This window comes from Variovorax sp. J22G73, from assembly GCF_030317035.1.
In the GTDB taxonomy this organism is placed as follows: Bacteria; Pseudomonadota; Gammaproteobacteria; order Burkholderiales; family Burkholderiaceae_C; genus Variovorax.
In genome coordinates this window covers 32,339-58,361 of the sequence record NZ_JASZYK010000007.1, presented here as the reverse complement: position 1 = coordinate 58,361, position 26,023 = coordinate 32,339, and the positions used below count along the sequence as shown (strand labels likewise).

At 64.7% G+C, this 26,023-nt stretch carries 28 protein-coding genes and 1 tRNA gene; 16 read left to right on the top strand and 13 right to left on the bottom strand.

Annotated elements, in window-relative coordinates; translation table 11 throughout:
• Nucleotides 1–20 precede the first annotated feature (20 nt).
• Nucleotides 21–440: an SEL1-like repeat protein gene (locus tag QTI51_RS23785; RefSeq protein WP_116911050.1), complete on the top strand. Its 420-nt coding sequence runs from the start codon at nt 21–23 to the stop codon at nt 438–440.
• 45 nt (nt 441–485) lie between these two features.
• On the opposite strand, the gene QTI51_RS23780 is transcribed toward QTI51_RS23785, so the two are convergent.
• Complete coding sequence (locus tag QTI51_RS23780; RefSeq protein WP_116911051.1) at nt 486–1,334, bottom strand: hypothetical protein; 849 nt, start codon at nt 1,332–1,334, stop codon at nt 486–488.
• Nucleotides 1,331–2,791: a DUF2314 domain-containing protein gene (locus tag QTI51_RS23775; RefSeq protein ID WP_116911052.1), complete on the bottom strand. Its 1,461-nt coding sequence runs from the start codon at nt 2,789–2,791 to the stop codon at nt 1,331–1,333. The genes QTI51_RS23780 and QTI51_RS23775 overlap by 4 nt, the downstream gene beginning before the upstream one ends.
• Nucleotides 2,792–3,110: 319 nt before the next feature.
• Here QTI51_RS23775 and QTI51_RS23770 point away from each other — a divergent pair, with 319 nt between their 5' ends.
• The 10 genes from QTI51_RS23770 (at nt 3,111) to QTI51_RS23725 (ending at nt 12,687) form a co-directional block, all read left to right on the top strand.
• Nucleotides 3,111–4,154, top strand: a complete 1,044-nt coding sequence (locus QTI51_RS23770; protein WP_116911053.1) for an alpha/beta fold hydrolase — start codon at nt 3,111–3,113, stop codon at nt 4,152–4,154.
• Nucleotides 4,155–4,685: 531 nt separating this feature from the next.
• Complete coding sequence (locus QTI51_RS23765) at nt 4,686–5,168, top strand: Hcp family type VI secretion system effector (RefSeq protein ID WP_116911054.1); 483 nt, start codon at nt 4,686–4,688, stop codon at nt 5,166–5,168.
• A gap of 301 nt (nt 5,169–5,469) precedes the next feature.
• Entirely contained in the window at nt 5,470–7,566 is a 2,097-nt protein-coding gene (locus QTI51_RS23760; RefSeq protein WP_286516409.1) for a type VI secretion system Vgr family protein, read from the top strand.
• Nucleotides 7,545–7,730 carry a hypothetical protein gene (locus tag QTI51_RS23755; RefSeq protein ID WP_286516410.1) on the top strand — a complete coding sequence of 62 codons (186 nt, stop codon included), beginning with the start codon at nt 7,545–7,547 and terminating at the stop codon, nt 7,728–7,730. The genes QTI51_RS23760 and QTI51_RS23755 overlap by 22 nt, the downstream gene beginning before the upstream one ends.
• Nucleotides 7,731–7,752: 22 nt before the next feature.
• Nucleotides 7,753–9,099: a DUF2169 family type VI secretion system accessory protein gene (locus tag QTI51_RS23750; protein WP_116911055.1), complete on the top strand. Its 1,347-nt coding sequence runs from the start codon at nt 7,753–7,755 to the stop codon at nt 9,097–9,099.
• Complete coding sequence (locus tag QTI51_RS23745; RefSeq protein WP_116911056.1) at nt 9,096–9,452, top strand: DUF4150 domain-containing protein; 357 nt, start codon at nt 9,096–9,098, stop codon at nt 9,450–9,452. Before QTI51_RS23750 ends, QTI51_RS23745 begins: the two co-directional genes overlap by 4 nt.
• 5 nt (nt 9,453–9,457) lie before the next feature.
• The gene (locus tag QTI51_RS23740; protein WP_286516412.1) at nt 9,458–10,675 is read left to right on the top strand and encodes a hypothetical protein; all 1,218 of its coding nucleotides are present in this window, start codon (nt 9,458–9,460) and stop codon (nt 10,673–10,675) included.
• Nucleotides 10,676–10,691: 16 nt separating this feature from the next.
• Entirely contained in the window at nt 10,692–11,174 is a 483-nt protein-coding gene (locus QTI51_RS23735; protein ID WP_286516414.1) for a hypothetical protein, read from the top strand.
• A 25-nt stretch (nt 11,175–11,199) separates the two neighbouring features.
• Nucleotides 11,200–12,207, top strand: a complete 1,008-nt coding sequence (locus QTI51_RS23730) for a hypothetical protein (protein ID WP_116911059.1) — start codon at nt 11,200–11,202, stop codon at nt 12,205–12,207.
• Nucleotides 12,208–12,360: 153 nt separating this feature from the next.
• Complete coding sequence (locus QTI51_RS23725; RefSeq protein ID WP_116911060.1) at nt 12,361–12,687, top strand: hypothetical protein; 327 nt, start codon at nt 12,361–12,363, stop codon at nt 12,685–12,687.
• A gap of 12 nt (nt 12,688–12,699) precedes the next feature.
• Here QTI51_RS23725 and QTI51_RS23720 read toward each other — a convergent pair whose 3' ends face one another.
• The 3 genes from QTI51_RS23720 to QTI51_RS23710 all read right to left on the bottom strand — a co-directional run bounded on the left by QTI51_RS23720 (nt 12,700) and on the right by QTI51_RS23710 (nt 14,421).
• Nucleotides 12,700–13,308 (bottom strand): HD domain-containing protein, encoded by a 609-nt coding sequence (locus QTI51_RS23720; RefSeq protein ID WP_116911061.1) that lies wholly within the window; start codon nt 13,306–13,308, stop codon nt 12,700–12,702.
• A gap of 109 nt (nt 13,309–13,417) precedes the next feature.
• Entirely contained in the window at nt 13,418–13,855 is a 438-nt protein-coding gene (locus QTI51_RS23715; RefSeq protein WP_116911062.1) for a DUF4431 domain-containing protein, read from the bottom strand.
• Nucleotides 13,852–14,421, bottom strand: a complete 570-nt coding sequence (locus QTI51_RS23710) for a helix-turn-helix transcriptional regulator (RefSeq protein ID WP_116911063.1) — start codon at nt 14,419–14,421, stop codon at nt 13,852–13,854. The genes QTI51_RS23715 and QTI51_RS23710 overlap by 4 nt, the downstream gene beginning before the upstream one ends.
• A 57-nt stretch (nt 14,422–14,478) precedes the next feature.
• On the opposite strand from QTI51_RS23710, the gene QTI51_RS23705 reads away from it, so the two are divergent.
• Nucleotides 14,479–14,664, top strand: coding sequence for a hypothetical protein (locus QTI51_RS23705; protein WP_132748895.1), 186 nt, complete (start codon nt 14,479–14,481; stop codon nt 14,662–14,664).
• A gap of 93 nt (nt 14,665–14,757) precedes the next feature.
• Nucleotides 14,758–15,075 carry a hypothetical protein gene (locus tag QTI51_RS23700; protein WP_286516415.1) on the top strand — a complete coding sequence of 106 codons (318 nt, stop codon included), beginning with the start codon at nt 14,758–14,760 and terminating at the stop codon, nt 15,073–15,075.
• Nucleotides 15,076–15,090: 15 nt separating this feature from the next.
• On the opposite strand, the gene QTI51_RS23695 is transcribed toward QTI51_RS23700, so the two are convergent.
• Nucleotides 15,091–16,974 carry a DUF2075 domain-containing protein gene (locus QTI51_RS23695; protein ID WP_116911064.1) on the bottom strand — a complete coding sequence of 628 codons (1,884 nt, stop codon included), beginning with the start codon at nt 16,972–16,974 and terminating at the stop codon, nt 15,091–15,093.
• Between the two features lies 1 nt (nt 16,975).
• Entirely contained in the window at nt 16,976–17,389 is a 414-nt protein-coding gene (locus QTI51_RS23690) for a nucleotide pyrophosphohydrolase (RefSeq protein ID WP_116911065.1), read from the bottom strand.
• Between the two features lie 396 nt (nt 17,390–17,785).
• Between QTI51_RS23690 and QTI51_RS23685 the strand changes: the two genes are divergently transcribed.
• Nucleotides 17,786–18,673 carry an HNH endonuclease gene (locus QTI51_RS23685; RefSeq protein ID WP_116911135.1) on the top strand — a complete coding sequence of 296 codons (888 nt, stop codon included), beginning with the start codon at nt 17,786–17,788 and terminating at the stop codon, nt 18,671–18,673.
• 293 nt (nt 18,674–18,966) lie between these two features.
• Here the strand turns inward: QTI51_RS23685 and QTI51_RS23680 are convergent, their stop codons facing one another.
• Entirely contained in the window at nt 18,967–19,596 is a 630-nt protein-coding gene (locus QTI51_RS23680) for a hypothetical protein (RefSeq protein WP_116911066.1), read from the bottom strand.
• A gap of 235 nt (nt 19,597–19,831) precedes the next feature.
• On the opposite strand from QTI51_RS23680, the gene QTI51_RS23675 reads away from it, so the two are divergent.
• Complete coding sequence (locus QTI51_RS23675) at nt 19,832–20,134, top strand: Ea8.5 family phage-derived protein (RefSeq protein WP_132748897.1); 303 nt, start codon at nt 19,832–19,834, stop codon at nt 20,132–20,134.
• A 69-nt stretch (nt 20,135–20,203) separates the two neighbouring features.
• On the opposite strand, the gene QTI51_RS23670 is transcribed toward QTI51_RS23675, so the two are convergent.
• Nucleotides 20,204–20,416 (bottom strand): DNA methyltransferase, encoded by a 213-nt coding sequence (locus tag QTI51_RS23670; RefSeq protein ID WP_116911068.1) that lies wholly within the window; start codon nt 20,414–20,416, stop codon nt 20,204–20,206.
• A gap of 135 nt (nt 20,417–20,551) precedes the next feature.
• Between QTI51_RS23670 and QTI51_RS23665 the strand changes: the two genes are divergently transcribed.
• Nucleotides 20,552–21,259 (top strand): hypothetical protein, encoded by a 708-nt coding sequence (locus QTI51_RS23665; RefSeq protein WP_116911069.1) that lies wholly within the window; start codon nt 20,552–20,554, stop codon nt 21,257–21,259.
• Between the two features lie 256 nt (nt 21,260–21,515).
• Here the strand turns inward: QTI51_RS23665 and QTI51_RS23660 are convergent.
• The 4 genes from QTI51_RS23660 to QTI51_RS23645 all read right to left on the bottom strand — a co-directional run bounded on the left by QTI51_RS23660 (nt 21,516) and on the right by QTI51_RS23645 (nt 26,020).
• Nucleotides 21,516–21,591, bottom strand: a tRNA-Thr gene (locus tag QTI51_RS23660).
• A gap of 25 nt (nt 21,592–21,616) precedes the next feature.
• On the bottom strand, nt 21,617–22,630 hold the full coding sequence (locus tag QTI51_RS23655) for a class 1 fructose-bisphosphatase (RefSeq protein WP_116911070.1): 1,014 nt from the start codon (nt 22,628–22,630) through the stop codon (nt 21,617–21,619).
• Nucleotides 22,631–22,653: 23 nt separating this feature from the next.
• Nucleotides 22,654–25,347 (bottom strand): aminopeptidase N, encoded by a 2,694-nt coding sequence (pepN, locus tag QTI51_RS23650; RefSeq protein WP_116911071.1) that lies wholly within the window; start codon nt 25,345–25,347, stop codon nt 22,654–22,656.
• Nucleotides 25,334–26,020 carry an HAD family hydrolase gene (locus tag QTI51_RS23645; protein ID WP_116911072.1) on the bottom strand — a complete coding sequence of 229 codons (687 nt, stop codon included), beginning with the start codon at nt 26,018–26,020 and terminating at the stop codon, nt 25,334–25,336. The genes pepN and QTI51_RS23645 overlap by 14 nt, the downstream gene beginning before the upstream one ends.
• Nucleotides 26,021–26,023: the final 3 nt, after the last annotated feature.

The following is a 26,023-nucleotide window of genomic DNA, read 5'->3' as shown; positions in this document are numbered from 1 at the left end:
TCATTCGTGGAGAACCGACGATGTCATCCGAACTCAACCAGATCGCCAGCTGGTCGCTGCGCTGGCGCATCTGCCTCTCGGGCCTGCTGTGCCTGGTGGCGGCGCTGTTCGCGGCCAACCTGTCCGACGCCAGCGCGCAGATCCAGGCGGAGCAGCGCTTTCAGATGGCGCTCGAGGCGCAGGCCGATCGCGACTACCGCGGCATGCTCGAACTGCTTCGGCAGGCTGCCGAAGAGGGCAACGCCGAGGCGCAGGAAATGCTCGGCATGGTGCTGCTGAGCGGTCCCACGCTGTATGGTCCGGCTGTGCGGGCCGACCGCTGCGAGGCGCGCGAGTGGATGCACCGCGCGGCCGTGCAGGGCAGCGAAACCGCGAAGGTGCAGCTGGCCTTCCTGAACCGGCTGCGCGGCTCGCCGGAAGGGCGCAACGTGTGCGGCTGATGCCTGCTGCTTGATTGCCCGTTTGTTTGCGTGCGCCGCGGGCCGTTAAGCGACTGCCGTGCGAACCACCGGCTCCCGTATCGCGGCCCGCGCCAGTCGCCACGCCGCGAACAGGAACACCAGCGGCAGCACGATGGTCTGCAGCACGAAGAGGGCGATGAGCTTCACGATGCGCTCGGCCCAGTCGGAGGCGGACTTCAGGATCTGCTCGTAGGTCGCTTTCAGGTTGGGCAGCTTGGGCAGCCAGCGCTCGACGCGGTCGCGCCAACCCTCTTGCGCGACGGGCGCCTCCTGCGTGGCGTCGACCACGGCGGTGGGCGATTTCTCGATGCCCGACAACGCCGTCTGGTAGTCGTTCGCCATGAAGGCGCGGTAGAGGCCTTCATTGGCCACGGCGCTCAGCGGCACCGCGAAGCGCACCAGCAGCAGCCCGATGAGCAGCGACTGCAGCCAGCGCGGCGAACGCCCGCGCTGCCAGCGCCATGCCACCCACGCCAGCGCCACGCCGCTCACCAGCCACGACATGAGATGGTGCGCGCCGATGTTCAGCAGCATCAGCTGGATGCCGAAAGACACGCTGGCCGCCAGCATGATGGCCGCGAACTGCTCGATGAGCTCGTTCAGCGGCTTCAGCGCCTGGCCCGGCGCAAAGCTCACGCCCACGCCGCCGGGCGTGGCATCGACCTGCGTGCCCTGCGCCACCGACACCACCGCGCCCAGCGCGCGCGCCGCGGCGAAGGTGGTCAGCGCGCGCTTCAGCCCGTCGTTGACCTGCTCGCGCGCGGGCGTGTCGATGGGCGCGACCCAGCAACCCACCAGCACCACCACGGCCACCAGCAGCAGGTAGATGCGTTGCAACGTGCGTTGCGGCAGGGGGTTGTTCACGGTGCTCACTTCTTCGCTCCTCCTTGCATGCGCTGGATGATCTTGCTCGTCTCGTTGCCTTCTTCACGCCCGTCAGGGTGCCTGCGCGCGTAGTCGAAGACCTTGGCCTGCGACACCTTCACCATCTGACCCGCGTGCAGGCTGGGCACGTCGACCGGCTCGTTCTTCAGCAGCCCTTCGATGGTGTCGCCGTTCCACTTCGCGACCTCCACCCACATCCATTCGTTGCCGCCGTCGCGCGTGGCGAAGGGCGCCTTCACCAGGATGTATTCGCCGGGCTGCAAGCCCTTGGCGAAGGCCTCGCGCAGCTGGGGCAGCTGCGCATTGGCCGCCTTGCTGGCCGCGCGCAGCTCGTCGTTGTGCTTCAGCCGCGTGACCGCGTCTTCGTCGGCGCCGAAGGCCGCGACCAGCATGGCCGTCTGCTGCGCGTAGCGGTCGGGGCCGGCGTAACGGTCGAAGCGAATCTCGTACAGCCAGTTGCGCGGGTCGCCGTCTTCCCACTTGCCGGTAACCAGGGAGAGCTTCGCCGTGGCGCTGGCGTTGGGCTTCAGGTTGGCCAGCAGCGGGTCGCGCGCGGCGGCGTGGCGCAGCGCGCGCACGTCCAGGTCGTACTGGCCGGCGCGCGGCAGCGTGGCGCCTTCGCCCAGCGCCTGCGCGAAGGTGTTCACCAGGTTGCCCATGGCGCGGTTGCTCGACCATGCGAAGTCGCTCACCACCACGTCGGGCAGCCCGAACTTCGACATGCCCAGCGTGATGGCCCGCACCAGCGAGTCGCTGCGGTAGGCGTGAATGACGGTCTGCTTCGCCATGTCGGGCACGTTGCCCGACCACGAGTCGATGCGCCGCGCCTGCCACGCGTCGGGCGTGAAGACCTCGCGCGTTTCCTCGTCCCAGAGCAGGCCGTTGGTGTCGCGCGCCACCTGTTGCGCGAGCTGCAGCGCCTTCAGCATGGCGGCGGACGACTGCTGCGCGGGGTGCGCGAAGTCGAGCACCAGCGCGCGGTCGGCCTTCTGCAGGGCTTCGGCCTGCTCGCGCGAGAGGCCACGGCCGAAGCGCTGCAGCATCTCCAGGCTGGGCGCGCGGTAGTCCTGCAGCACGGTGGTGGTGTTCCAGTTCGCGAAGACCACGGGCTCGGTCGCCTGCGCGGGCGTGGGCATGGCGCCCAGCAGCTTGGGGCTGCCCAGCTTGGCGAGCCGGCTGCGCAACGCGGCCATCGGGTCGGTGGCCGGGGGCTTGGCGTAGTAGATGGCGAACTGGAAGTAAATGGGCCCGGCCCGCGGCGAGCCGGCGGGCACGGGCGTGCCGGGCGCTGCCTTGGCCATGCCGGGCGTTGCTGCCTGGGGTTGCTGTTGCTGTTGTTGCTGCTGTTGTTGCGCCGTGGGATTCGCGGCAAGGCACGGCGTGCCCGCGCAGAGAACCAGCGCCGCGAAGGCGATGCGATGGATGAAGGTCTTTGGCAGGGGCATGGGTGTGAACGTCTGTCGATGCTGCGGAAGGCCGCATTCTCGTTGCGGCGAAAGACGTGGATGCATGCAGCGGGCCACCGATGAACTGCGCGCGGCCGGGCCGCCTCGGTCCTGCCGAATGAAATTTAGTGTCTGCAAAACCCCCGTCGATACACAGCGATACGAAACGCCGGTTCTTCCGCGGCCAGGGGAAGAAGATCGCGGCCGTCAGTCGCTGCAACGCTTGCACGTGTCACTCACGAGCAAGGCATCGACCGCCCTTCAACCCTATTCGACGCTGTTCAACCGCTAACTCTTGCTACGCAAAAAGGAGATCCCCATGTCCGCTCCCTTCCAGCTTCCCCGCCGCTCGTTCCTCGGCACCGCCGCGCTCGGCGTGGCCGCCGCCCAGCTCGCGGTGGCCCTGCCTGCCTTCGCCCAGTCGTCGGGTGCCTCCGCACCGAAGAACGCGCAAGTCCCGCTGCGCCGCCTCGAGCCCTTGAAGAGCATCGATGCCGGCTCGCTCAACGTCGGCTATTACGAGGCCGGCCCCGCCACCGGCGAGCCCGTGTTCCTGCTGCACGGCTGGCCCTACGACATCCACATGTTCGTCGACGTGGCGCCACTGCTGGCCGCCGCGGGCTTTCGGGTGATCGTGCCGTACCTGCGCGGCTACGGCAGCACGCGTTTCCTGTCGGTCGACACGGCGCGCAACGGCCAGCAGTCGGTGGTGGCGGTCGACATCATTGCCCTGATGGACGCGCTGAAGATCAAGACCGCCACCGTCGCCGGCTGCGACTGGGGCGCGCGCACGGCCTGCATCATGGCCGCGCTGTGGCCCGAGCGCGTGAAGGCGCTGGTGTCGGTCAGCGGCTACCTCATCGGCAGCCAGGAGGCAGGCAAGACGCCGCTACCGCCCGCCGCCGAGCTGCAGTGGTGGTACCAGTACTACTTCGCCACCGAGCGCGGCCGCGCGGGCTACGAGAAGAACCGGCACGACTTCGCCAAGCTCATCTGGCAGACCGCGTCGCCCAAGTGGGCGCTCGACGACGCCACCTTCGATCGCAGCGCCGCCGCGCTCGACAACCCCGACCACGTGGCCATCACCGTGCACAACTACCGCTGGCGCCTTGGCCTGGCCGAGGGCGAGGCCAGGTACCAGCCGCTGGAAGACAGGCTCGCCAAGGCCCCGGTGATCGGCGTGCCCACCATCACGCTCGAAGGCGATGCCAACGGCGCGCCGCACCCCGAGCCCGCCGCCTACGCGAAGAAGTTCTCGGGCCCCTACGAGCACCGCACGGCCACCGGCGGCATCGGCCACAACCTGCCGCAGGAAGCGCCCGAGGTGTTCGCCAAGGCCGTGGTGGACGTGGCGCGCCGCTGAGGTTCTTGCTTTTTTTTTGTCGCACTGCAGGCCCCCGCGCGGGGCCTGTAGTGCTTTTTGCGCATGACCTTCGGCACTGGCTGCGCGAATACCCCTCGCCTAAGGTTCGAGCCTCGCGCGCCCGGAGACCCGCGCCGAAGTCATCGCCAAAGAAGCCTTTGTCTCATTGCCTCATCGGGCGATGCATCAACTTAAAACTTATTGTTTTGTTTGGCGCGCGACGTGAAGAGATCGACAAAAAAGATCTGCGAAAGCTGTCGATCAATTGCAAAAAGTTTGTTAAAAATCGGGCGCCTTGCAAACACTGTGTCGACGTTTGATCGAACGCACAGTGGGCAAGAATGGATTCGAAGGTGCGATGTAGCGCGAAAGCGTTGCTCTTGAGAAATATCCCGGCCCCGCTGTGTCACCAGCGCCCGGGTGTCATCAAAGTTTATTTCGCGGCCGTCATCCTGCAGGCAAACGTGGTTGGTTGATGGCTGGTTTTCACAGTGTCCGAACGGACACGCAACAACTGAGGGAGTTGATTTCATGGCAGTAGACATGTTCATGCGCGTCGAAGGCGCAGGCGGCGAATCGAAGGACGCGAACCACAAGGAGTGGAGCGACATCAAGTCCTTCGCCTGGGGCGCGACCCAACCCGGCAACATGGTGAGCGGCGGCGGAGGCGGCGTGGGCAAGGCCAGCTTCAACGACCTGCAAGTGCTCGCGCGCATCGACAAGGCCGCGCCTTCCGTGCTGAAGAACTGCGCCAGCGGCAAGCACCTGGCCAAGGTCGAGGTGTCGGTGTGCAAGGCCGGCGGCTCGCAGATCGAATACACCCGCGTCACCCTCGAAGAAGTGCTGGTCACTTCGGTGCAGTACACCGCCGAGCAGGGCTCCGACGCGGTGTTCGTGCAGTACGCCTTCCAGGCCGCGAAGGTGAAGCAGCAGTACTGGGAACAGACCGACAAGGGCGGCAAGGGCGCCGAGACGGTGCTGGGCTGGAACCTGAAGGAAAACAAGGAAGCCTGACCCCGCTGCGGCGGTCCTCTTGCACGCGCAAGAGGACGCGCAGGGCCAAAGGAGCCGAAGAGGCCAAAGGGCCCAAGAGGCCAAAGAGGCCAAAGAGGCCACAGGGAACGGCAGAAGAGGGAAGGCGCGCGCAGCGCGGCAAGAACGACAACAACGGGGAGCGCGCAAACACACACGCGCGCGCCTCCCAGCCGCGCATTCACGCAACCGCACAGGCACTTTGCATGGCAACGCCGCAGGCGTCGCTTGCTGCGCGCGCCTGTGCCATTCGCAAGTCGATTCGAATACCAGGGAGAGTGTCATGCCACCAGGCGCCGCGCAGTCCGTTCGCGTCCTGACCGCGTCGTCGGCCGCGATGCCGACCTTGGGCGGCCAACCGGCGCTGGAGCCCATCGCCATCGAGGGCGACGAAGGCCTGGGCAGCCTGTTTCGCTACACCGTCACCCTGGGCACGCCCGACCAGGCCGGCTTCAACGAGCGGCAGGCGGCCAATGTCGACATCAAGCAGCTGGTGGGCCAGGCGTTCACCGTGCACCTGGTGCTCGACGGGCGCCCCGGCGCGGGGGAAGAGAAGCGCCACATCTCGGGCCTGGTCACGCGCGTGCGCTTCCTGCGGCTGGAGGGCCGGCGCGCGCTGTACGAGGCCGTCATCGAGCCCTGGCTCACGCTGGCCACGCGCACGAGCGACTACCGCATCTTCCAGAACAAGAGCGTGCTCGACATCGTGGCCGAGGTGCTGGGCGACTACGACTTCGCGCACGAGATCAAGGCCTCGCGCAGCTACCCGACGCGCGAGTTCCAGGTGCAGTACGGCGAGAGCGACCACGACTTCATCGCGCGGCTGCTGCACGAGTGGGGCCTGTACTACTTCTTCGCGCACGCCGACGGCAGCCACCGGATGGTGATCGTCGACGACATGGCCGCGCACCAGCCCTACGCCAACGCCGCGTACCAGAAGGTGCCCTTCCACGGCGCCGAAGACACCGTGCGCGAAGAGCACTGCGACCGCTTCAACGCCTGCGAAACGCTGCAGAGCGGCCGCTGGGTGACCGACGACTTCGACTTCAAGCGGCCCAAGGCGCGCCTGCAGCAGGTGAGCGCCATGCCGCGCAAGACCGCGCAGAACACGCAGGAGCGCTACGGATGGCCGGGCGACTACGGGGTCGAGTCCGAGGGCGAGCAGCTGGCGCGCACGCGTATGGAAGAGCAGGGCAGCCAGGGCGAGCGCGCCAGCGGCTCGGGCAACCTGCGCGCCGTGGTGCCGGGCTGCCTGCTCACGCTGGAGCGGCATCCGCAGAACGAGTCCAACCGCGAGTACCTGGTGACCGACGCGCACCTGCGGGTGCAGGACATCGGCGACGCCAGCGGGCAGCAGGCCTTCGAGTGCCGGGTCGACTTCGAGGTCATTCCCAGCAGCAAGGTGATCCGCTGCGCCGCGCCCGCCGTGCCGCGCCCGCGCACCACCGGCCCGCAGACCGCCATCGTCACCGGGCCCGCGGGCCGCGAGATATGGACCGACGAGTACGGCCGCGTGAAGCTCAGCTTTCACTGGAACCGCTACTGCAGCAAGGACGAGAACAGCTCCTGCTGGGTGCGCGTGTCGTCGCCCTGGGCCGGCACCAACTTCGGCGGCATCCAGATACCCCGCATCGGGCAGGAGGTGATCGTCGACTTCGAGCATGGCGACCCCGACCGCCCCATCGTCACCGGCCGCGTCTACAACGCCGACAACATGCCGCCGTGGGCGCTGCCGGCCAACGCCACGCAAAGCGGCCTGCTCACGCGCAGCAGCGAAGGCGCGAGCGACGCCAACGCCAACGCCCTGCGCTTCGAGGACAAGAAGGGCGCCGAGCAGCTGTGGCTGCACGCCGAGCGCAACCAGGACATCGAGGTCGAGAACGACGAGACCCACTGGGTGGGCCACGACCGCAGCAAGACGGTGGACCACGACGAGACCGTGCACGTGAAGCACGACCGCACCGAAACCGTGGACCACGACGAAACCATCACGGTGCACAACGACCGCACCGAGACCGTGGACGGCAACGAGACCATCACCATCCACAAGAACCGCACCGAGACCGTGGACCTCGACGAGCGCATCACGGTGCACAAGAACCGCACCGAGCGCGTCGACCTGAACGAGACCATCGGCATCGGCATGAACCGCACCGAGACCGTGGGGCTGAACGAAACCATCCACATCGGCGAGCACCGCAGCGTGACCGTGGGCGGAGCGAAGATGGAAACCGTGGCGCTGGCCAAGGCCGAAACCATCGGGCTGGCCAAGGCGCTGACCATCGGGCTGGGCTACCAGGTGTCGGTGGGCGCGGCGATGAACACCACGGTGGCGTTGATGCAGACGGAGCAGTGGGGTTGTCGAAGCGGGTCGATGTAGGCAAGACGCTGACGCTGCAGGCCGGCGAGCGCATCGAGCTGGTGTGTGGCAAGAGCTCGCTGGTCATGACCTCGCAGGGCGTGGTGACCATCAACGGCTCCTCGTTCGATTTCTCCGCGAGCGGGCCTGTGCAGGTGAGCGGCAAGGACATCGACCTCAACTGACCCCACGAAGAAAACACGCACCGTGGAGTTCCGCAATCTCACGCCCTTCGACGCCCTGTGCTTTCGCGCGGCCACGCCCAGCGACCGCGAGTACCGGGTGGTCGCGATGAAGGTGGGCTACCGGCTCATGCAGGGTGCGCGTGGCGGGTGGGCGGCCGAAGTGAACGACGACGACCCCGTGCCGCTGGCAATGGCCGACGCCTACTGGGGCGAGGAGGGCGCGTCGAGCCCGCGCGAAGAGAGCGACCTCGCACCCTGCAAGCCGCGCTGCGACGTGATCGTGAATGCCACCGCCCATGCGCCCCACGGCGTGGCGGCAAGCGAATGGGAAGTGCGCGTGAAGGTGACGGCCGGCCGCCAGTGGGTGCGGGCCCCCGAGCCGCCCCGGCCCCTGCACCCGGGCGCACGGCTCACCTCGCAGCAGCAAGCCGCGTGGGACGACGAGCGCCAGCGTGCCAGCGCGCAAGCCGCGCCGCGCGCCGTGCTCGACAAGCGCTTGCGCGTGAGCGGTCCGTCGCTCTTCTACCTGCGCAACGGGCGCGAATGGGCGCGCACCGCCAGCGAGCCCATGCTGAGCCTGGACATGCGATGGGAGCACGCGTTTGGCGGCCGTACCTTGCTGCGCAAGCCCGGTGCGCGCGACGACGCGCCGCCGCTGCTGAACGAGGTGTGCTTTTCGAACCCCCTCGGCCAGGGGTGGCTGGACCGGCGCGCCATCGAGCAGGCGCGCCACGCCGGCCTGCCCGACATCGAGCGCATGCCGGCGCCGCGCATCGAATTCGCGCACGAGCGCATGCACCAGCCCCTGCTCGCCACACATGCCGGCACCGGCCTGGACGCGCAGGCCATGGCAGAAACCGCCAGGGGCTACGGGCGCGCGCCGGCCGGCCTGGGCGTGGTGGGCCGGGCCTGGGCGCCGCGGCTGGCGCTGGCCGGCACCTACGACGATGCCTGGCTCGCGCAGCGCCACCCCTGGCCGCCGCACGACCTCGACTTCGGCTACTGGAACGCCGCGCCCGCCGACCAGCAGGTGCCCTACCTGCCGCCCGATGCATGCATCGAGCTGTGGAACCTGAGCGAGCCGGCATCGACGCCCGACGGCCACTTGCGCGTCACGCTGCCTGGGCACCGCGCGCTGGTGCTGCTGCGGCTGGAAAACGGCGCGCTCCTGCCCCTGCCCATGGTGACCGACACGCTGCTCGTCGATGCGCAGGCCATGACGCTGTCGCTGGTGCACCGGGTGTGGATTCCGTCGGACGCGCCCGTGCGGGTCGTCGAGGCGCGCTTCGAGACCGACCCCGCCGCGCCATTGGTTCGCCCCGCGCCGCACGCGGCCCCCGCACCGGGCGCGATGGAGCCCGTGGCATGACCGCCAACGTCGCCGCCCGCAAGCAGGGCAGCTGGCGCGTCGTGAGCCTGGCGCCTGATGTGTGCAAGACCCCGATGGGGAGCGCCATTCCGCCTGTGCCGTATCCGGTCACCGCGCAGCTGGCGAGCACCACCGCGGTGGCCAGCAGCGTGCGCGCCAACGGGCACCCGGTGGTGGTCTACGACATGAGCGTGGTGCCCACCACCATCGGCGACGCGGCCGGTGCCGCCAAGGGCGTGAAGAGCGGCACCGTGCAGGGCAAGTGCTACCCCAAGGACCACAGCCGCACCGTGCGCGCCGAGGGCAAGCTGCTCGTGCGCCACGACGACCTGTTCTGGATGAACGGAAAGTAGCGCGCATGGCCGTCACGGTGGACATCGCTCCCGCGTTCAGCAGGTCGGTCGGCAATGGCGGGCGGCTGGTGGGCTACAACTACGCCGACTCGGTGTCGCTGCTGTACTTTCCGTCCGACCTGGGGCCGGCGCAGAACACCTGGAACATGTCGCACGAGCAGTACGCGGCGCTGCGGCAAGAAAAGCCCACGCTCGAGCTGCCCGAGCTCAAGCCACGCAAGCCCGGCACCAACGCCAACGGCAACACCCTGGGCACCGTGGTCGGCGAAACCCCTTCGACCGCCGCCAAGGCGCAGCAGGCCAACCCCGAGGTGAAGCCCGAGACGCCGAAGGAAGAGAGCTGGTGGAGCAGCTGGGGCAGCTCGGTCACGCACACGGTGCTCGACATCGGCGGCGTCATTCCGGTGGTGGGTATTTTTTCGGATGGTGCCAACGCGGCCATCTACGCGGCCGAAGGCGACTACGCGAATGCCGCGATCTCCGGCGCGTCGGCGGCGGCCAACCTGGTGCCCGGCGGCGGCATCGCCGCCAAGGCGGGCAAGGTGGCGATCAAGGGGGCGTTGAAAGGCGGCGAGCGCGCCGGGATCAAGCAGGCCGAGAAGCTGCTCGCGGAGCGCATTGCGAAAGAGAAGCTCGAGAAGGAAGCCGCGGAGGCCGCGGCCGAAAAAGCGGCGCAGGAAGCGGCGCAGGAAGCGGCGGAAAAGAAGGCCGCTTCAAAGGCCGAGTCGGGTGGCTCCAAGAAGAAGGACACCCAGGTCAAGAAGAAGCCCAAGCCAAAGCCCAAGTGCGGACAGAAAGGCCCCTACAAGGACCGCAACAACCACGACAACGCCGGCGTGAACTGGGATCATGTGCCTTCCAAGGAGGCGCTGCTCAGGGCTGCTCGCGAGGTCAAGGGCGAAGCCCTGAATGCCCTTGAGATCGCGGCCATCGTCGAAAATGCGCCGACCATTGCGATCCCGGGCGAGCTCCACCAGAAGCACAGCGAAACCTACGGTGGTCGGCAGCACCAGAAGATCGACGGCCTCAAGCGCCCCGACAGGGACATGCAAGACCTGCAGCGAGCGGCCAAGGAGAACACGGACAAGATTCTCGAGTCCATCGACAAGTACGACCCCGGCTGCAAAGGGGCTTACAAAAAAGCGGCCGACGAGATCACGAAAATGACGCACGGCGAATGGAAGAAATGGTTGAAGAAAATCATGAAATCCGTCGATGAATGAAAACAGGAAACACACCATGACATTGACCGAACTGTTGCCCTTCATTGGATGCTCCGAGCTGAACGCCGGACTCGCGGAACTGATGAAGTCCGCCGGCGGGAGCATCTCTTCTCTTTCCATGAAAAAGCTTCGCTCGCAAGGTGTGGAGGGCATGGAGTTTCATGCGCAGGGCCTGTCCTTGACCTTCAACGAGCGAGAGGACTACATCAGGACCTATGCCGAACCCAAGGACGCCGGCGAAGCCATTCTGGTGGCCGTGTTTGCCTATGTCGCCGGCAGCAAGACCTTCACGCCCTACACCGGGCCGATTCCGTTCAGCACCGGCCCCGTCGCGACCCGCGAAGACGCACTTCGAGAGTTCGGCACGCCCGCGCGCACCGAAGAAGAGGACGATGTCATCGAGTGGGACCAATGGCTCAAGGACGGCTTTCAGATGCGTGCCAGGTACAGGGACGACGGCGCGGTGAAGATCGTGTCGATCACCCTCCCGTTCAAGTGAAGGCGTGCATGCCCCGGCGTCGCAAATGAACAACCAGGCTCACGCCTTGCAGGCAAGCAACCATCTGCTGGGGCACGCCTGGGAGAGTGCGCCGGTGCAAGCACTGATCGAGGGCTGGGAGCAACTCGAATGGCTGGACCAGGAGGCGTTGAAGAAGGCCCGTGCCGACCATCGCCTTTCGCTCGTGAATCCGGGGTTGGGCATCTACTTGTTCTTCACCGATGCCGATCACTACGAGGCGCGATACGGCCCGCCTCGCAGCCAGGGCAGTTTGATACTCAGCCGGGTCACGCTGATGCTGCATTTCAATGCGCAATGGTCCCCGTACGCGGGCGCCTTGCCTCTGTCGTTCCGAGCGGACGAGATGGTGGGCGATGTGTTGCAGCGACTGGGCTCGCCCGCGGAAATGTGGCGCGTGGGCTTGAAGGTCTCGAAGGCGCGATGGCCTCTGGCGGATGCCGAAGTGGACGCGAGCTTTGAGCAGGGCACCGGCCGGCTCAAGCTGGTGACATTGACTCCGCCCCGCGTGACGCCGGTGCTGGCAAGCGCGGTGCCATCGCCAGAGCAGTTCGCAGAACACTTCGGCCGGCCGCTCGACGAGCTGCGAGGCGATGCGCGGTTCGACATCTTTTCGCTCGGCAAGAAAGCGCGCGAGATTGCCGAGTACGGCGAGGCCGACTACTCCGAGCAGCTCGGCATGGAGCTCTATTTCAAGCCCGGTGCCGACATGGCGGACTTCATACCCGAAGCACCGCGCACCCGCCAACCCTGCCTGAGCGGCGTGCGCTACAGAGCCGACCTGGATTTTCAGAGCAGCGGCTATGCGGGCCCCTTGCCTTGGGGCCTGCAGATGAGCGACCCCCTCGACGTGGCAACCGCGAAGGCTGCGGGGCAACTGGTCAGGCAGGTGTTGGACGAGGACGACGGCTACCAGTTGTGGCGCACCGACCTGTGCGACGTGCATGTGCTGCACAGCTTTCTTGAAGACCGCATCTACCGCGTCACGCTGCTGGCACGCGGTTGCTACGAGTAGCCCGGGCGCAGCGCGAGCGCTGATTTTTTATGCATGCCCCAGTGCCATCGACCTGTACGCAGTCGCGGGCCGGGGCTGCGGGTGGCATTGCGATGGCAGCCGCTGGACCCGGCCCCCATTCCCCTCGAACATGCTGCTGAGCGGCGGCGCGCCATGCTCGACATCTACTTCATCGACCCCTCGCGCACGCACATGCCCAAGGACCCGCGCGGCCTGGAGCGCGCGGGCGCCATCGACTTCGACGCGCACGGCTCGCTGGCCGCGCTGTTCGATGCATGCAGCCAAGCGGGCTTGAACCTGCGCTACTTCGACGACTCGCTGCTGAGCCCCGCGCAGGTCGTGAGGATGCTGGAGATGTTCATCGCCAAGGCCGACACGCTGGCCAGCCACCGCGGGCAGGCCGCCGCCTTCAAGGCCATGCACGACATGCTCTCGCGCGCCGCGGACCGGGGCATGGGGCTTGCGGCGTTCTGCGACTGAGTTGCCGACCGGCTATGGACCGGCCTGCTGGCCGTGCAGGGGCGCCATGCGCCGCCGCGTGTCCGCATCGACCAGCTCGCGCAGCGCGCTGAACAGCGGTGTGGTCCCCGTGTGCTTGCGGCCGTAGCCCAGGTTGAAGGCGTAGTCGAAATCCGCGGGGTTCGCGCCCTGGTTGTGCTGCAGCATCGTCTCCAGCTTGTCGAGCGCCTTCACCGCTTGGGCCTCGGGGGTGGCGGCGGCGTCGTACTCATCCCACAGCGCGAGCAGCTCGCCGTGCAGGCCGAGCGATGGCTCGCCGCGTGGCTGCAGCGGCGCCATCAGCGTGAGCAGGTCGTGGCGCTCGCGCGCGCTCTTGTCGGGGTGCGCGGCCTGGCTGATGGCCGGAATGTCACCGTTGATCGCCTCGCCCAGGTCGTGCACCACGCACAGCTTGAGCACCTTCAGCAGGTCGAGCGGCGCCAGCTCTTCGGCGAAGGCCATCGCCATCAGGCACAACCGCCAGCTGTGCTCGGCCGTGCTCTCGGCGCGGCCTGAAGAGGTGTGGCCGCTGCGCAGCACGTCCTTGAGTTTTTCCGCTTCGCGCAGGAAGGCGAGCTTGCCCTTGAGTGTCTCGGTGTTCATCGCCGGGCATCGTAGGCAGGCGGGGTGGCGATGTCCACGCATGAGATATGCGTGCTGGTGCGCTACATGGCCCGTTACAAGGCCCGCTACATGGTCACTGACCGGGCGGCTACTTCGCGGGTGCGATCGACACGGCAAAGACCAGCACGTTCGTCTGGTGGTTGCCGTTGTCCGCATGAAAGAGCTTGCCCCGCACCTGCACCCGCTGGCCCTTCAGGCGCTTGAACGCGGCCATGTTCGCGGGGTCCAGCGCCATGTGCAGCAGCACCACGCCTTGTTCGGCGGGCCAGTCGCGCGGCGCGTCTTCGGCAACGGCGATGGGCTCGGCCAGCCGTATCGCCGGAAACTTGAGCTTCACGCCATCGGGCGTCATGCCGTCGGCGGAAAGCAGCGTGCCCTGCAGCGTGACGATGGTGGGGTCATAGGGAAGGGGCCTGGCCGCCACGGCAGCGGGCGGGAACCCGAAGGCCAGGGCGAGCGCAAACGCCAGGGCGAAGGCCATGTCCAAGGCGATGCGCGCAGCGAGCGCGACGGGTGCGCGGGTCATTGAAGCGAGGGCGCGGGCAGCGTTTCGTCCAGCGTTTCGACCAGCCGCGCCGACGTGCCATCGGACAGCGTCATGCGCGTCCACCGGCACACGCTGGGCACGATGGGCACCAGCGCCGATCCGTTGGTGCCCGTGGCGAACTCCAGCGAGGGCGGCGCCAGCGCGTCGCGCCAGCCGATGCGCTCGAGCAGCGCCTCCTTGCCCGCGATCTCGGCCGTGGCGTAGCGCCACAGCGAGCGGCCCAGCAGCGTGGACAGCGGCGCGCCGAACTCGGCCTGCCTGCGCGCCGAGCAGGCCAGCAGGCGGTGCGTGATGTCGCACACCAGGTGCACCGCGCGCGGGCTCTCGCCCACCAGCCGGGCCAGCGCGTGGTCGGCAGCCGCGTCGAGCCGGGCCGACAGCAGCTGCTCGGCCCGCGCGCGCTCGGCCGGCTCCATCGCCTGCGCGCCGGACTCCCAGCGGGAGATGGTCGATTGGTTCACGTTGAAGAGCTGCGCCGCGTGCGATTGCTTCACGCGGTGGAGCAGGCGCCAGCGCCTGAGCGCAGGGCCGAGCGAAGAGGCCATCGAAGGCGTGATCGATGAAGCGATCGGTAGCCCGATGCCGGATCTGATGAGCGGGTCTTGCATGTCGATTTCTCGTCGCCGCAGACGGCTATTTTGTTTGGCTTTGCGGATGCGGGCAAAGTTGCGCAGAAGCGCATTTGTTCGCAGCACCAGGCTTCCAATGCAGCGTTTCTCTCCCTACATTTGATGACCGCCGCGCCTCACGGCGTGACACCGATGCACACCGCAGCGGTGTCGATGTGAGGCAAAAGAGAGAAGAGGCGACGGCCAAGGTGCGCTAACACCATGGCCGTCTGACCAATCAACGTGCCAATCTTTCGAAGGAGTGCACATCAAATGGCTGATCAAATTATCGCCGGGCAAAACTCGCCCACCCCCACCGACCCCGCCGAGGGCCCGGACGCGTTGGACATTCTTGAGAACAAGTTGACCCAAATGCAATCTCTGCTGAGTTGCTGCTACGGCGACTGGAGCGAGTGGTTCGAGGGAATAGGGGAGCGGCACCGGGACAACATCATGTGGATCGCGTCCGACCTAGCGGACGATGTTGCCCGGCTCGCCCAGGAGCTGTTGAAGCGGCTCAACGCGATGGATCGGCCACAAGCCAAGCCTGAAGGAGCCCCTCAGCCGGCGAGCGCCAGCGCCCGCCGCTGATCTGACGGATCGCTTTCAAGGTTTGGTGAAGACCGCGGCAAGCGCACCGGGTGACAGCCGGTCGCGAAAGTAGAGCGCGGTCTCTTCGTCGCTGCAGTAGACGTAACACCCTTTCATGCCGCGCGTCATGAGCGTGCGGTAGGTGTTCTTGATGATGAGGTCGGCTGCTGCAGCGGCGTTTTTTGGGTTGGTTTTGGCGCGGGTCTTGTGGCCGCGCAGGGTTTTGTCGAAGCGGTCTCGTGCCGTTGGCTCGGTGCGAACGTGGCCGTCTCGCACGATCAGGTCCGGCCCGATGATGACGCCGATGTAGTCCACCTCCAGGCCCTGGCAGGTGTGAATGCAGCCCACTTCGTTGATCGAGTTCGGCGCAATGATCCACAAGCTGCCGTCGACGTCGAGGTTCCAGCGCTTCCGGTAGCTGCCGATGACGATGTCGAAGGCCTTCGGATCTTTCTTGCTGGTCCATGGCCAGCAGTAACCGGCGACCACGCGCGCGGTACCGGTCGTGTTCTTGGCGGCGATCGAGGCGTGCAGCTGGTCGGGCGTGCTGAAGACCTGAAAATCGAACTCTGCGGGCGTCAGCATCTTGTTGGCGGTTTCTCGCACACCGAGCGTGTCGTCCAGCCACGCGATGTAGCCGTCTGACCCGCTGCACCTGAACTGCGAGGCCAGTTCGTGCTGCGACACCTCCGCGCCTTTGCCGACACCGAAGTCGCGAATGGTCTGCTTGGTGCCGATGTCGCTCAGCGCCACGCGCTGGTCTTCGTCGATGAAGAACACGGTGCACTTCGCGGCAGCTATGAGCTCTTTGACTTGGTTCTCGCCCAGGTTGCCGTACAGCCCGCTCTTTTCGTTCAGGCGGTGCGCCTCGTCCACGATCAGCACATCGAATTGGTCGGCGGGTGTATTGATGAAGCCGCCCGAGCCAGTGAACAGGTTGACGTAGTGCGTGCGCTTCATCGTCCCGACGAGCTTGGTCTCGTAGACACGCCGGGGCGCAGCGTTCTTCGAAACGTACTTGCAGTTCAGTCCGGCCCCCATCAAGGTAACGAGTGCGTTGATGGCAAGAACTGTCTTGCCCGTTCCGGGGCCGCCTTCGACGATCACCACTTTTGGGTTCGTGCTCGATGCGGACCGGCCGGCGGCCAAGATGTGCTCGTAGACCTCTTTCTGGTCATCGATCAAGATGAACTCGGCATTGCCCTTGAGCAGCCCTGCAAGGCTGTCACTGAGTGCTTTCGATGGCCGGATGCGGCCGTTGGCCAGTTCGTAGAGCACGCTCGGGTCACCGAACTTGATGTGCTGCTTGATGAAATTGCGCAGCATGCCGCGCTCGGTCTCACCGCGCAAAAATAGCGGGGCCTTTGCGATGTAGTCGGCGTAGTGGGGCGAGTCGATGACGCCATCGCGCTCGTAGTTGTGCAGGTAGGCGCAAGCCTGGACGGCGATGCCGCCGGAGTAAACGGCTTCGTTGAACCCCTCCATCAGCGACGCATAGGACCACGCTTGGTACGAAGGGTGCACCACCTCGCGGTGCCCGCCGCCGAGGTAGGTGCTGACCAGCGCGTCTTTCATCGAAGACTTCACCTTGTCCCATTGCTTGAGTTCGACGATGACGACGTTCTTGGTGTTGTCGTGACCTCGCCCGGTCAGGCTGATGTCGATGCGCTTGGAGCTTTGCGGAATGTGAAGCTCGACAGCCACCCCAACGTCATTCGGAATCTCGGAGTCGCTGAGCACCTTCGACATGTACCCGAGCGAATCGCGCCACGCCCTCATCTCCGCCGCCGGCACTTTGCGGCCCGTGGCGCTGAAGTACTTGGCAAGGATGACGTCTTCGATGTCGCGGTCGTTGTTGTCGCTGAGAAATTGCTTCTTGTCGGCCTCGTAGACGATCACATCAGTCCTTCCCGGATTCGCCAGCTTCGGACCGGCTGTGCTTTTGGCTGCTGCCACGCACCTTGTCTGCGGGGTAGCGCAGGGCGTTGGCCTTCAGCTTCTGTTGAACGGCGGCATCAAGGTCCACGCCGAGCACGGAAGACAGGCGAACGAGGTAGAGCAAAACGTCTGCAAGTTCGTCTTTAACGGCTTGGGCCGTTTGCGGATTGCGGCCGGCTTCCTTGGACGCTTCTTCGGGCATCCACTGGAAGATTTCGTTCAGTTCGCCAACTTCTCCGGTCAGCGCCATGACCAAGTTCTTGGGGGAATGGAACTGGGCCCAGTCGCGCTCCGTGGCGAATTGCTCCAAATGGGCTGCAAGTTGCGCGAAGTCGACAAGCGCGGTGCCTGACGTTGCGTCAGTCGCATCGGTCATGTTGAGGCTCTCCTATTGCCCATTGCCAAGGAAATTGCTGATTCGGGCTGTGCTCGCGTCGGAGGGGTGGACGTCGCCGGCAGGCCCTGATCATGAAACAAGTGTATCGGTCGAGACAGAGGGACTTTACAGTCGTGCAGGACGGCAGACGCCACAACCGCACTTCTTCCCTGTAGATCGTCGCCTCATCGAACCCGCGCGCCGATCGTTCGCGAACCAATAGTTAGCTAGCTCGAACGATTGACGTTAAAGTGTGTCACGAATCGTTAATTCAGGGCGGGTGATGAACGGTAACTCCTACGCAGGTCGTGCAATGCGGTCTCAGCGCGATAGCTTTCAAGCGAAAAGATCGATGTCGATTTGCGAGTCGGCATTCAATTCCTCGGCAGGTTGAGGATGAAAGAAAAAAGCGCTTCACCTCCGATAGCTGACCCCGATCTCCCTTCGTTTGATCTGGGCCACGTTTATGACCGATGGCCAAATCTAAATATCCCGTATGGAGGTGGGAGACAAGGCGGAATTTCTGATTCGGCAAGATCGCCTGTTACGTTCTTGTTTACTGGCGAAAGTGGTGAGCGCTATGGTTACCACGACCGATATGACGATGAAGGCACCTTCTTATTCTTTGGCGAAGGACAAGAAGGCGATATGAGGTTTGAGCGGGGCAATCTTGCGATTAAGAGCCACTCGAGCAGAGGCAAAGCGCTACATCTATTCCGCACTGTTGTGGAAGGAAAAGGGAAGGCCAAGCGTAAGCTCCAAAAGTATCTTGGCGAGTTCATTTATCAAGATCACGAATGGGTCACCGCGCCTGATCTCAAGGGCAATTTGCGGCAGGCGATTATTTTTCATTTGGCGCCCGTTGCGCGTTTGGAGCGGCTTGAGCTTTCCCCGGCAGTTGAGCCGGATGAGGGCATGACGCTTCAAGAATTTAGAAGTCGAGCAATTGCCGCGTCGAAGGTCGACGGATCGGGTGACAGCAAGAAGGGCAGTCGCACGATTTATGAACGCAGTCGTGCAGTGCGCGACTATGTGCTGCGACGCGCGGCGGGGAAATGCGAGCTTTGCGAGCAGCCGGCGCCGTTTCGCAGAAAGGGCGGCTTGTTGTATCTAGAACCTCACCACACCACGCGGCTGTCTGACGGAGGGCCCGATCACCCGCAGTTTGTTGCTGCACTTTGCCCGTCTTGCCATCGCGAGGTGCATTACGGTGAGCACGCACATGAAAAGAACTCGGCTCTGAAAGACAGGCTGCAGGTTCTAGAGTTGTCTGACCCGAGCTGATTTCGCACATAGCCTGATTGCAGGCCGACATGCAAAAAGCCCCTGACTCTTGCGAATCAGGGGCTTTCTATTTGGTGCCGGAGAGACGAAAAATGCACCTCTCCCATCTTTGTACGCCTATCGCCATAAATGGCCCATTTCAGATGGAAAACAGGCAGGTTCTGCTCAGTCAGAAACCGTGAATCCCCACCTATCGACATATCAAACCGTCGCGTTCTACACCAGTTGCTGCACCAAATTTCGACCCTCAGATCGCCGGTTGAACACCAGACAAAATGCCTTCGGGATGCAAGCTACTTCGATGACCGCTCGGCCTGTTTCAGGATCGTTGGGACGAGGCGGTCTGAAGCCTGAACGTAGTCCCATGCGGCCTCAGGTGTTGGCTCTAGCTTGACGTGAGCAACGCGATTCCGAAGGTCTCGCAGCTCGTTCACCAGCGTGTAAGTCTCTTCAGTCACGAGCCCTTGTTTAGCCAGAGCATTCAGCCACATGTGCGGATGCTGAGTGTGGCGCTCGGATACGTACACGCCATGCCTCTCAATCGCCATCTTCATCGCGGTTTCGATGTTGTCCCACGCGAGCAGAATTGCGGCCGTCGGCTGGGTAAGAGCGAACAGCTTGTTCACTCTTTCGGGCCGCTTCTCGGGGAGGATGTGGTCGATCTCTAATGGAGCGCCGTTTTCATCCGCTGATAGCACGATCATGTTGTCCGGCACGCCCTCTTGAATCCGGATCGTCTCCGCTTCCTCTAAGACCTTGGCAGCCTCGGCGCCGAACTCGGCCTTCAGCGGCCCTGCCTCAAGCTTCTGTAGATTTGGCAGCAGCGCTGCGAACTTGTCTCGGTAGTGGATGATCACGTACAGTACGACTGCTGGCCAGGCCAGTGCCTTGAAGATCTCGACGATGAAGGTGAGCCAATCCATGGCGCCGGAATGTACCGGCGCCGTGGGCTTGGCTGCTTCTAAGCTTCGGCCAACTCCAGAAGGTCTGGCTGCGCGGTCGGGATAGGTGCCAGTGCACGCTCGATGCGCTCGCAGGCAACTGCTACACCAATATCCGACCCCCGTACCGCCACTAGCCTTACTTGGAAAGACAAGGGGTTGAAATGTGTTCAGCCGCCCGCATGTTCGCGGATCACCAATAACCTGGAGACAAATGATGAGCCTTGTCAAACGTGAGATGGCAGAGTACGAAGGCAAACAACGAGCAGCCGTCGATTTGTTGGTCAAGAGCGGCTTCCTGGAAACCTGTGAAAGCCACGATGAGATCACCTACACAGTTGGTGGCGATGAGGAAGTGACTGAAGCGTACAAGCTTGGCAACATCCAGTGGAACGGCGGATTGAAAGACGTGTTCAAAGACCGGCGCGAGATGACCGACATCATCAAGGCCACGTCGGAGGACAGCGACTACGGCGAAGACGGCTGCAATATCTGTCGCGGCCTGATGTCAAGGGACTGACGCGCCCAGAGGCAAGGCCTAGACAGTCCATGGCGTCGAAGTGCAACGACGCCGTGGCCTTGGCTGCTCCTAAGCCTCAGCCAGCTTCATAAGGTCGGGTTGCGCGCGCAGGGTCGCTGTGACCGCGCGCTCGATGCGCACGCAGGCAATTTCGAAATATTCGGGCAGTCGCTCCATGCCGATGAACCGGCGACCCGTGTTCATGCAAGCCACGCCCGTGGTGCCGCTGCCCATGCAGTTGCCGAGAACAGTGTCACCTTCGTTCGTGTATGTGCGAATCATATTCCTTCAAGGAAAGCCGAAGTCTCACGGGCTGGTTCCATCTACTGGCCTCCATCCAGATTAGTTCAAGCCTAGAGACGCTGACGCCAAGTCATTCGCCTGAGCTACGATGCTGTTACAAATCTCGGAGACGCAATGCTGCAGTGGTTGGAGAAGCACCGGGTTGGATTCGCCCTATCCGTCCTTTCGATGGTGGCGCTGATTGGCATGTTTGTGACCAGCGGCGAAAAAGTTTTCGGGCCGATTCGGGGTACTAATATCGAGCCGCTGCTGCTTGCGCTTGGATGGACCAACACGATTGCATTCAACCTGTGTCTAGGCTACCTCACCAGCGTTTTTTTCTGGCTGTTGGTCGTGCACGTCCCTGAGCGTCAACGGCGGAAACTGTTGCGGGAAAGCCTGTCGCGCCGGTACGCAGACTTCAAGCACAACACGATTCAGATTTGCTCATGGGCAGGGAACCTCCAACTATCGACGATGGATGTCGATGAGCTAACGGAAAAGTCGAAGTTCAAAGACTACTTCCACAGGCAGCGTTGGTATGACGTGGCGAATGGGCTAGAGGCCAATCAAGACTATGTGGACGGCCTATTGCTTGAAATGCAATTGCTGGCTGACGAACTCACGTACATCTTGAACAACGTCGTGATCCAAGATGTTGAAGTCCATGGACTCTTCAAGCAACTGACAGAACGGGTCTACCGCATGAAATATGACCCGAACTACACCGCAGACCCAGTGAAGTACATCTGCCAATTTCTTTGGGAACTGCATGCCAATTGGAGCTTCGTCGTTGGCTACATGCCCAACGATCCTGTCACCGACAAGATCGCCCGGGTTTGAATGCGCCAAGGATTGCCATGCGAAAAATGCAATAGCTAAGGCCTTCGCTGGTCGGAGCGGGAGGCAGCAAGCGACGGGCAGAAAAAAGCCACCTTTCGGTGGCTGTCTTCCGCGTTTGTGCACTAAACATGCACAACGCTTTGAGTTTCCCAGCGGAAACTGAGGTGGGCTAGCGTGGTTATGAGGTATCGTCCCGGCTGGGCGCTACACCAAAAATACACCAACCCTCCTGCAACCCGCATGGATACTGGGTTGTTGGTGCCGGAGAGATGAATCGAACACCCGACCTTCTCATTACGAATGAGCTGCTCTACCGACTGAGCTACACCGGCGAAGCCTCAGATTATACCCACAGTTTTATGCCTTCTCGGCGTGGTACTGCGTCAAACGCTCAACTTCGTTTCGCGAACCCAACAGCACGCTCACGCGCTCGTGCAGCTTGGTCGGCTGCAGCTCCAGAATGCGCTGCTTGCCGTTGGTGGCGGCGCCGCCGGCCTGCTCGATCAGCCAGCTCATGGGGTTGGCCTCGTACATCAGGCGCAGCTTGCCGGCCTTCTCGGGCTCGCGCTTGTCCCACGGGTACATGAACACGCCGCCGCGCATCAGGATGCGGTGCACGTCGGCCACCATGCTGGCAATCCAGCGCATGTTGAAGTCCTTGCCGCGCGGGCCTTCCTTGCCGGCCAGGCACTCGTCGATGTAGCGCTTCACGGGCTCGTCCCAGTGGCGCATGTTGCTCATGTTGATGGCAAATTCCTTGGTGTCGGCCGGAATCTGGATGTCTTCCTGCGTGAGCACGAAGCTGCCCTGCTCGCGGTCGAGCGTGAACATGGCCACGCCGTTGCCCACGGTGAGCACCAGGGTGGTCTGCGGGCCGTAGATGCAGTAGCCGGCCGCCACCTGCTGGGTGCCAGGCTGCAGGAAGTCGTTTTCCTGCACGCCGGGGTGGTCGTCGGGCTTCTTCAGCACGCTGAAGATGGTGCCGATGCTCACGTTCACGTCGATGTTGCTGCTGCCGTCCAGCGGGTCGAACATCAGCAGGTATTCGCCCTGCGGGTAGCGGTTGGGCACGACGTGGATGGTTTCCATCTCCTCGCTGGCCATGGCCGCCAGGTGGCCGCCCCATTCGTTGGCCTCGATGAGCACTTCGTTGGCGATGATGTCCAGCTTCTTCTGGATCTCGCCCTGCACGTTCTCGCTCTCGGCGGTGCCCAGCACGCCGCCCAGCGCGCCCTTGTTCACGGCCTGGCTGATGCTCTTGCAGGCGCGGGCCACCACTTCGAGCAGCAGGCGCAGCTGGCCCGGAATGAGGCCGCCGGCGCGCTGTTGTTCGACGAGGTAGCGGGTGAGGGAAATCTTTTGTTGAGCCATGGTTTCTCTGTTCAGTCTCTTGCTTAGTTACCTGCCAGGGCGCGGGTTACGACTTCGTGCGTGTCCTTGCTCAGGTCGGGCTTGGCGGCCACGCGGGCGATGGCTTCGCGCGCGGCGCTGCGGTAGGGCTCGGCCAGCTTGCTCCAGCGGTCGAGGGCGCGCGCCAGGCGGGCGGCCACTTGCGGGTTGATGGCGTCGAGCTCGGTCACGCGCTCGCTCCAGAACACATAGCCTGCCGCGTCGGGCCGGTGGAAGGCGCCGGGGTTGGCGCTGCAGAAGGCAAAGATCACGCTGCGCGCGCGGTTGGGGTTCTTCAGCGAGAAGTCGGGGTGCTTCATGAGCTGCTTCACCAGCGGCAGGATGTCGCCGCCGCGGTCGCTGGCGCCGGCTTGCAGCGAGAACCACTTGTCGATGACCAGCGCCTCGTCCTTGAAGATGGCGTGGAAGCGCGCGAGCGCCTGCGCGGCCAGGGTGTGGCCCGACGACACGAGGGCGTTGAGCGCGTTGAAGCGGTCGGTCATATTGCCCGCGTCCTTGAAGCGCTGCAGCGTCTTGCCCGGCCACACCACGTCGCCCGAGGCGCGCGCTGCAAGGCACAGGAAGTTCAGCGCCATGCCGGCCAGCGCACGGCGGCCCGACGAGGTGGGGTCGGGGCTGTAGGCGCCGGTGTCCTTGTTGTCCTCGTACACCTGCTGCCAGTCGCTGAAGAGGGCGGTGGCCAGCTGGGCGCGCATGGCTTCGCGCACCAGGTGCACGCGCTGCGGGTCGACCACGTCGAGCTGCTCGGCGATGTAGGTTTCCGAGGGCAGGGTGAGCACCAGCTCCTTGAAGGCGGCGTCGAGCTGCGGGTTGCGCAGCACGCTGCGCATGGCGTCGATGTAGGCGTCGTTCAGCACCGGGGTGGTGTCGGTGGCCAGGGCGGCAATGCCCTGCAGCGCGGCGCGCAGGCCCAGGCGCTGGCCGGCTTCCCAGCGGTTGAACGGGTCGGGGTCGTTGGCCAGCAGGGTCAGCAGCTGGGCGTCGGTGTAGTCGAAGTCCAGGATCACCGGCGCGCTGAAGCCACGCAGGATGGAAGGCACGGGCTCGGCGTCGAGGCCCACGAAGGTCAGCTGCTCGCCGGCGCGCGAAAGCACCAGGGTGCGTGTGCCGCGCGTGACTTCGCTTTCGCCTTCGAGCTGCAGCGGCAGCTCGCGGCCGTTGGCGTCGAGCAGGCCCACGTTCAGCGGAATGACGAAGGGTTCCTTGGTCGGTTGGCCGGGCGTGGGCGGGCAGCTTTGCACCACGCTGAGGGTGTAGCTGCGGTTCTGCGCGTCGTACACGCCGTGCGCGGCCAGTCGGGGCGTGCCGGCCTGGCTGTACCAGCGCTTGAACTGGGGCAGCAGGCGCGCCAGTTCCGATTCGGGGTTGGCGTCGGCAATGGCCTGCGCGAAGTCGTCGCAGGTCACGGCCTGGCCGTCGAAGCGTTCGAAGTACAGGGTGATGCCCTTTTCGAAGCCCTTGCGACCGACCAGCGTCTGCATCATGCGCACGACCTCGGCACCCTTCTCGTAGATGGTGACGGTGTAGAAGTTGCTGATCTCGATGTAGCTGTCGGGCCGCACGGGGTGGGCCATGGGGCCGGCGTCTTCGGGGAACTGGGCGGTGCGCAGCACGCGCACGTCTTCGATGCGCTTCACGGCGCGCGCCGAGGCGTCGGCGCACAGGTCCTGGCTGAACTCCTGGTCGCGGAAGACGGTGAGGCCTTCCTTCAGCGACAGCTGGAACCAGTCGCGGCAGGTCACGCGGTCGCCGCTCCAGTTGTGGAAGTACTCGTGGCCGACCACGCTTTCGATGTTGCTGTAGTCGGCGTCGGTGGCGGTGGCCTGGTTGGCCAGAACGTACTTCGTGTTGAAGATGTTCAGGCCCTTGTTCTCCATGGCGCCCATGTTGAAGTCGCTGGTCGCGACGATCATGAAGCGGTCCAGGTCCAGCGGCAGGCCGAAGCGCGCCTCGTCCCACAGCACGGAGTTGATGAGCGAGTTCATCGCGTGCTCGGTCTTGTCTAGGTCGCCGGCGCGCACGTACACCTGCAGCAGGTGGTCGCGGCCGTTGCGCGCCTTGATGCGCTGCTCGCGCGCCACCAGCTTGCCCGCCACCAGGGCGAACAGGTAGGCGGGCTTCTTGAACGGGTCGACCCACTTGGCGAAGTGGCGGCCCTCGGGCAGCTCGCCTTGCTCGACCAGGTTGCCGTTGGACAGCAGCACCGGGTACGCGGCCTTGGCGGCGCGCAGCGTCACGGTGTACATGGCCATCACGTCCGGGCGGTCCAGGAAGTAGGTGATGCGGCGAAAGCCCTCGGCCTCGCACTGCGTGAAGAAGGTGTCTTCGCTCACGAACAGGCCCATCAGCTTGGTGTTCTTGATGGGGCAGCAGGTGGTGAAGAGTTCGAGCTCGAACGCGTCGGGCAGGCCGTCGATGACGAGCTGGTCGCCTTCCATGCGGAAGGACGCGCCCTGGCCGTTGACCAGCACGCGCGCCAGGTTCAGCTCGTCGCCGTCCAGGCGCAGCGGCTGCACCGGCACCTCGGGGTTGCGGCGCATCTGCATGCGGTTGAGCACGCGGGTCTTGGCGGGGTCGAGGTCGAAGGTGAGGTCGACGGTGTCGATCCAGTACGCCGGGGCGGCGTAGTCTTCGCGGCGGATGGCAATGGGTTGCCCTTGAGCGTCACGTAGCAGCATCGAGTGTCTCCAGAAAGTTCGAGTGGGCGAGTTCGTTGTAGTCGCGAACCGCGGCAATCACATGGGGGCCGGCAAGCTCGGCGGCGGTATGGGTGCTGCACACGGCCACGGCGCGCATGCCGCCGCGGCGCGCGGCCTCGATGCCGAAGGGCGCGTCTTCGAAGACGATGCAGCGCTCGGGCGCGATGCCGATGCGCCGCGCGGCTTCCAGGAAGATGGCGGGCGTGGGCTTGCCGCTGAAGCCTTCGTCGCCGCCCACGATGGCCAGGGGCAGCGGGCTCATCTTCAGGCGCGACATGGCGAACTCGATGTTGCCCTTGTCGCCCGCGGTGCCCACGGCCACCTTCAGGCCGCGCGCGACGGCGGCCTTGGCGAAGGCGGTGAAGCCGGCCACCTCGGTGAAGTTGTCGTGGAAGAGGGCGCGGTAGATCTCTTCCTTCTCGTGCACCATGGCCTGGCACTCGGCGTCGGACAGCTCGCGCTCGAACAGCTCGCGCATGCTCTCCGCGCCGGTGCGGCCCGTGGTGCGCGCCAGGATGTCGCTCACGTCGAGCGCGAGGCCGTGGCGCTCCACGAATTCGACCCACGACCGCGCATGCCAGGGCATGGAGTCGATCATGGTGCCGTCCATGTCGAAGATGAAGGCTTCGACCTTGCCGTGTGTCAGCGTCATCGG

Excerpts from the sequence above, each read along its gene's own strand:
- QTI51_RS23785 (WP_116911050.1), top strand. The coding sequence starts at position 21 with ATGTCATCCGAACTCAACCAGATCGCCAGCTGGTCGCTGCGCTGGCGC.
- QTI51_RS23775 (WP_116911052.1), bottom strand. The coding sequence starts at position 2,791 with ATGCCCCTGCCAAAGACCTTCATCCATCGCATCGCCTTCGCGGCGCTG.
- QTI51_RS23770 (WP_116911053.1), top strand. The coding sequence starts at position 3,111 with ATGTCCGCTCCCTTCCAGCTTCCCCGCCGCTCGTTCCTCGGCACCGCC.
- QTI51_RS23765 (WP_116911054.1), top strand. The coding sequence starts at position 4,686 with ATGGCAGTAGACATGTTCATGCGCGTCGAAGGCGCAGGCGGCGAATCG.
- QTI51_RS23760 (WP_286516409.1), top strand. The coding sequence starts at position 5,470 with ATGCCACCAGGCGCCGCGCAGTCCGTTCGCGTCCTGACCGCGTCGTCG.
- QTI51_RS23745 (WP_116911056.1), top strand. The coding sequence starts at position 9,096 with ATGACCGCCAACGTCGCCGCCCGCAAGCAGGGCAGCTGGCGCGTCGTG.
- QTI51_RS23740 (WP_286516412.1), top strand. The coding sequence starts at position 9,458 with ATGGCCGTCACGGTGGACATCGCTCCCGCGTTCAGCAGGTCGGTCGGC.
- QTI51_RS23735 (WP_286516414.1), top strand. The coding sequence starts at position 10,692 with ATGACATTGACCGAACTGTTGCCCTTCATTGGATGCTCCGAGCTGAAC.
- QTI51_RS23730 (WP_116911059.1), top strand. The coding sequence starts at position 11,200 with ATGAACAACCAGGCTCACGCCTTGCAGGCAAGCAACCATCTGCTGGGG.
- QTI51_RS23725 (WP_116911060.1), top strand. The coding sequence starts at position 12,361 with ATGCTCGACATCTACTTCATCGACCCCTCGCGCACGCACATGCCCAAG.
- QTI51_RS23720 (WP_116911061.1), bottom strand. The coding sequence starts at position 13,308 with ATGAACACCGAGACACTCAAGGGCAAGCTCGCCTTCCTGCGCGAAGCG.
- QTI51_RS23715 (WP_116911062.1), bottom strand. The coding sequence starts at position 13,855 with ATGACCCGCGCACCCGTCGCGCTCGCTGCGCGCATCGCCTTGGACATG.
- QTI51_RS23710 (WP_116911063.1), bottom strand. The coding sequence starts at position 14,421 with ATGGCCTCTTCGCTCGGCCCTGCGCTCAGGCGCTGGCGCCTGCTCCAC.
- QTI51_RS23700 (WP_286516415.1), top strand. The coding sequence starts at position 14,758 with ATGGCTGATCAAATTATCGCCGGGCAAAACTCGCCCACCCCCACCGAC.
- QTI51_RS23690 (WP_116911065.1), bottom strand. The coding sequence starts at position 17,389 with ATGACCGATGCGACTGACGCAACGTCAGGCACCGCGCTTGTCGACTTC.
- QTI51_RS23685 (WP_116911135.1), top strand. The coding sequence starts at position 17,786 with ATGAAAGAAAAAAGCGCTTCACCTCCGATAGCTGACCCCGATCTCCCT.
- QTI51_RS23680 (WP_116911066.1), bottom strand. The coding sequence starts at position 19,596 with ATGGATTGGCTCACCTTCATCGTCGAGATCTTCAAGGCACTGGCCTGG.
- QTI51_RS23675 (WP_132748897.1), top strand. The coding sequence starts at position 19,832 with ATGAGCCTTGTCAAACGTGAGATGGCAGAGTACGAAGGCAAACAACGA.
- QTI51_RS23670 (WP_116911068.1), bottom strand. The coding sequence starts at position 20,416 with ATGATTCGCACATACACGAACGAAGGTGACACTGTTCTCGGCAACTGC.
- QTI51_RS23665 (WP_116911069.1), top strand. The coding sequence starts at position 20,552 with ATGCTGCAGTGGTTGGAGAAGCACCGGGTTGGATTCGCCCTATCCGTC.
- QTI51_RS23655 (WP_116911070.1), bottom strand. The coding sequence starts at position 22,630 with ATGGCTCAACAAAAGATTTCCCTCACCCGCTACCTCGTCGAACAACAG.
- pepN (WP_116911071.1), bottom strand. The coding sequence starts at position 25,347 with ATGCTGCTACGTGACGCTCAAGGGCAACCCATTGCCATCCGCCGCGAA.
- QTI51_RS23645 (WP_116911072.1), bottom strand. The coding sequence starts at position 26,020 with ATGACGCTGACACACGGCAAGGTCGAAGCCTTCATCTTCGACATGGAC.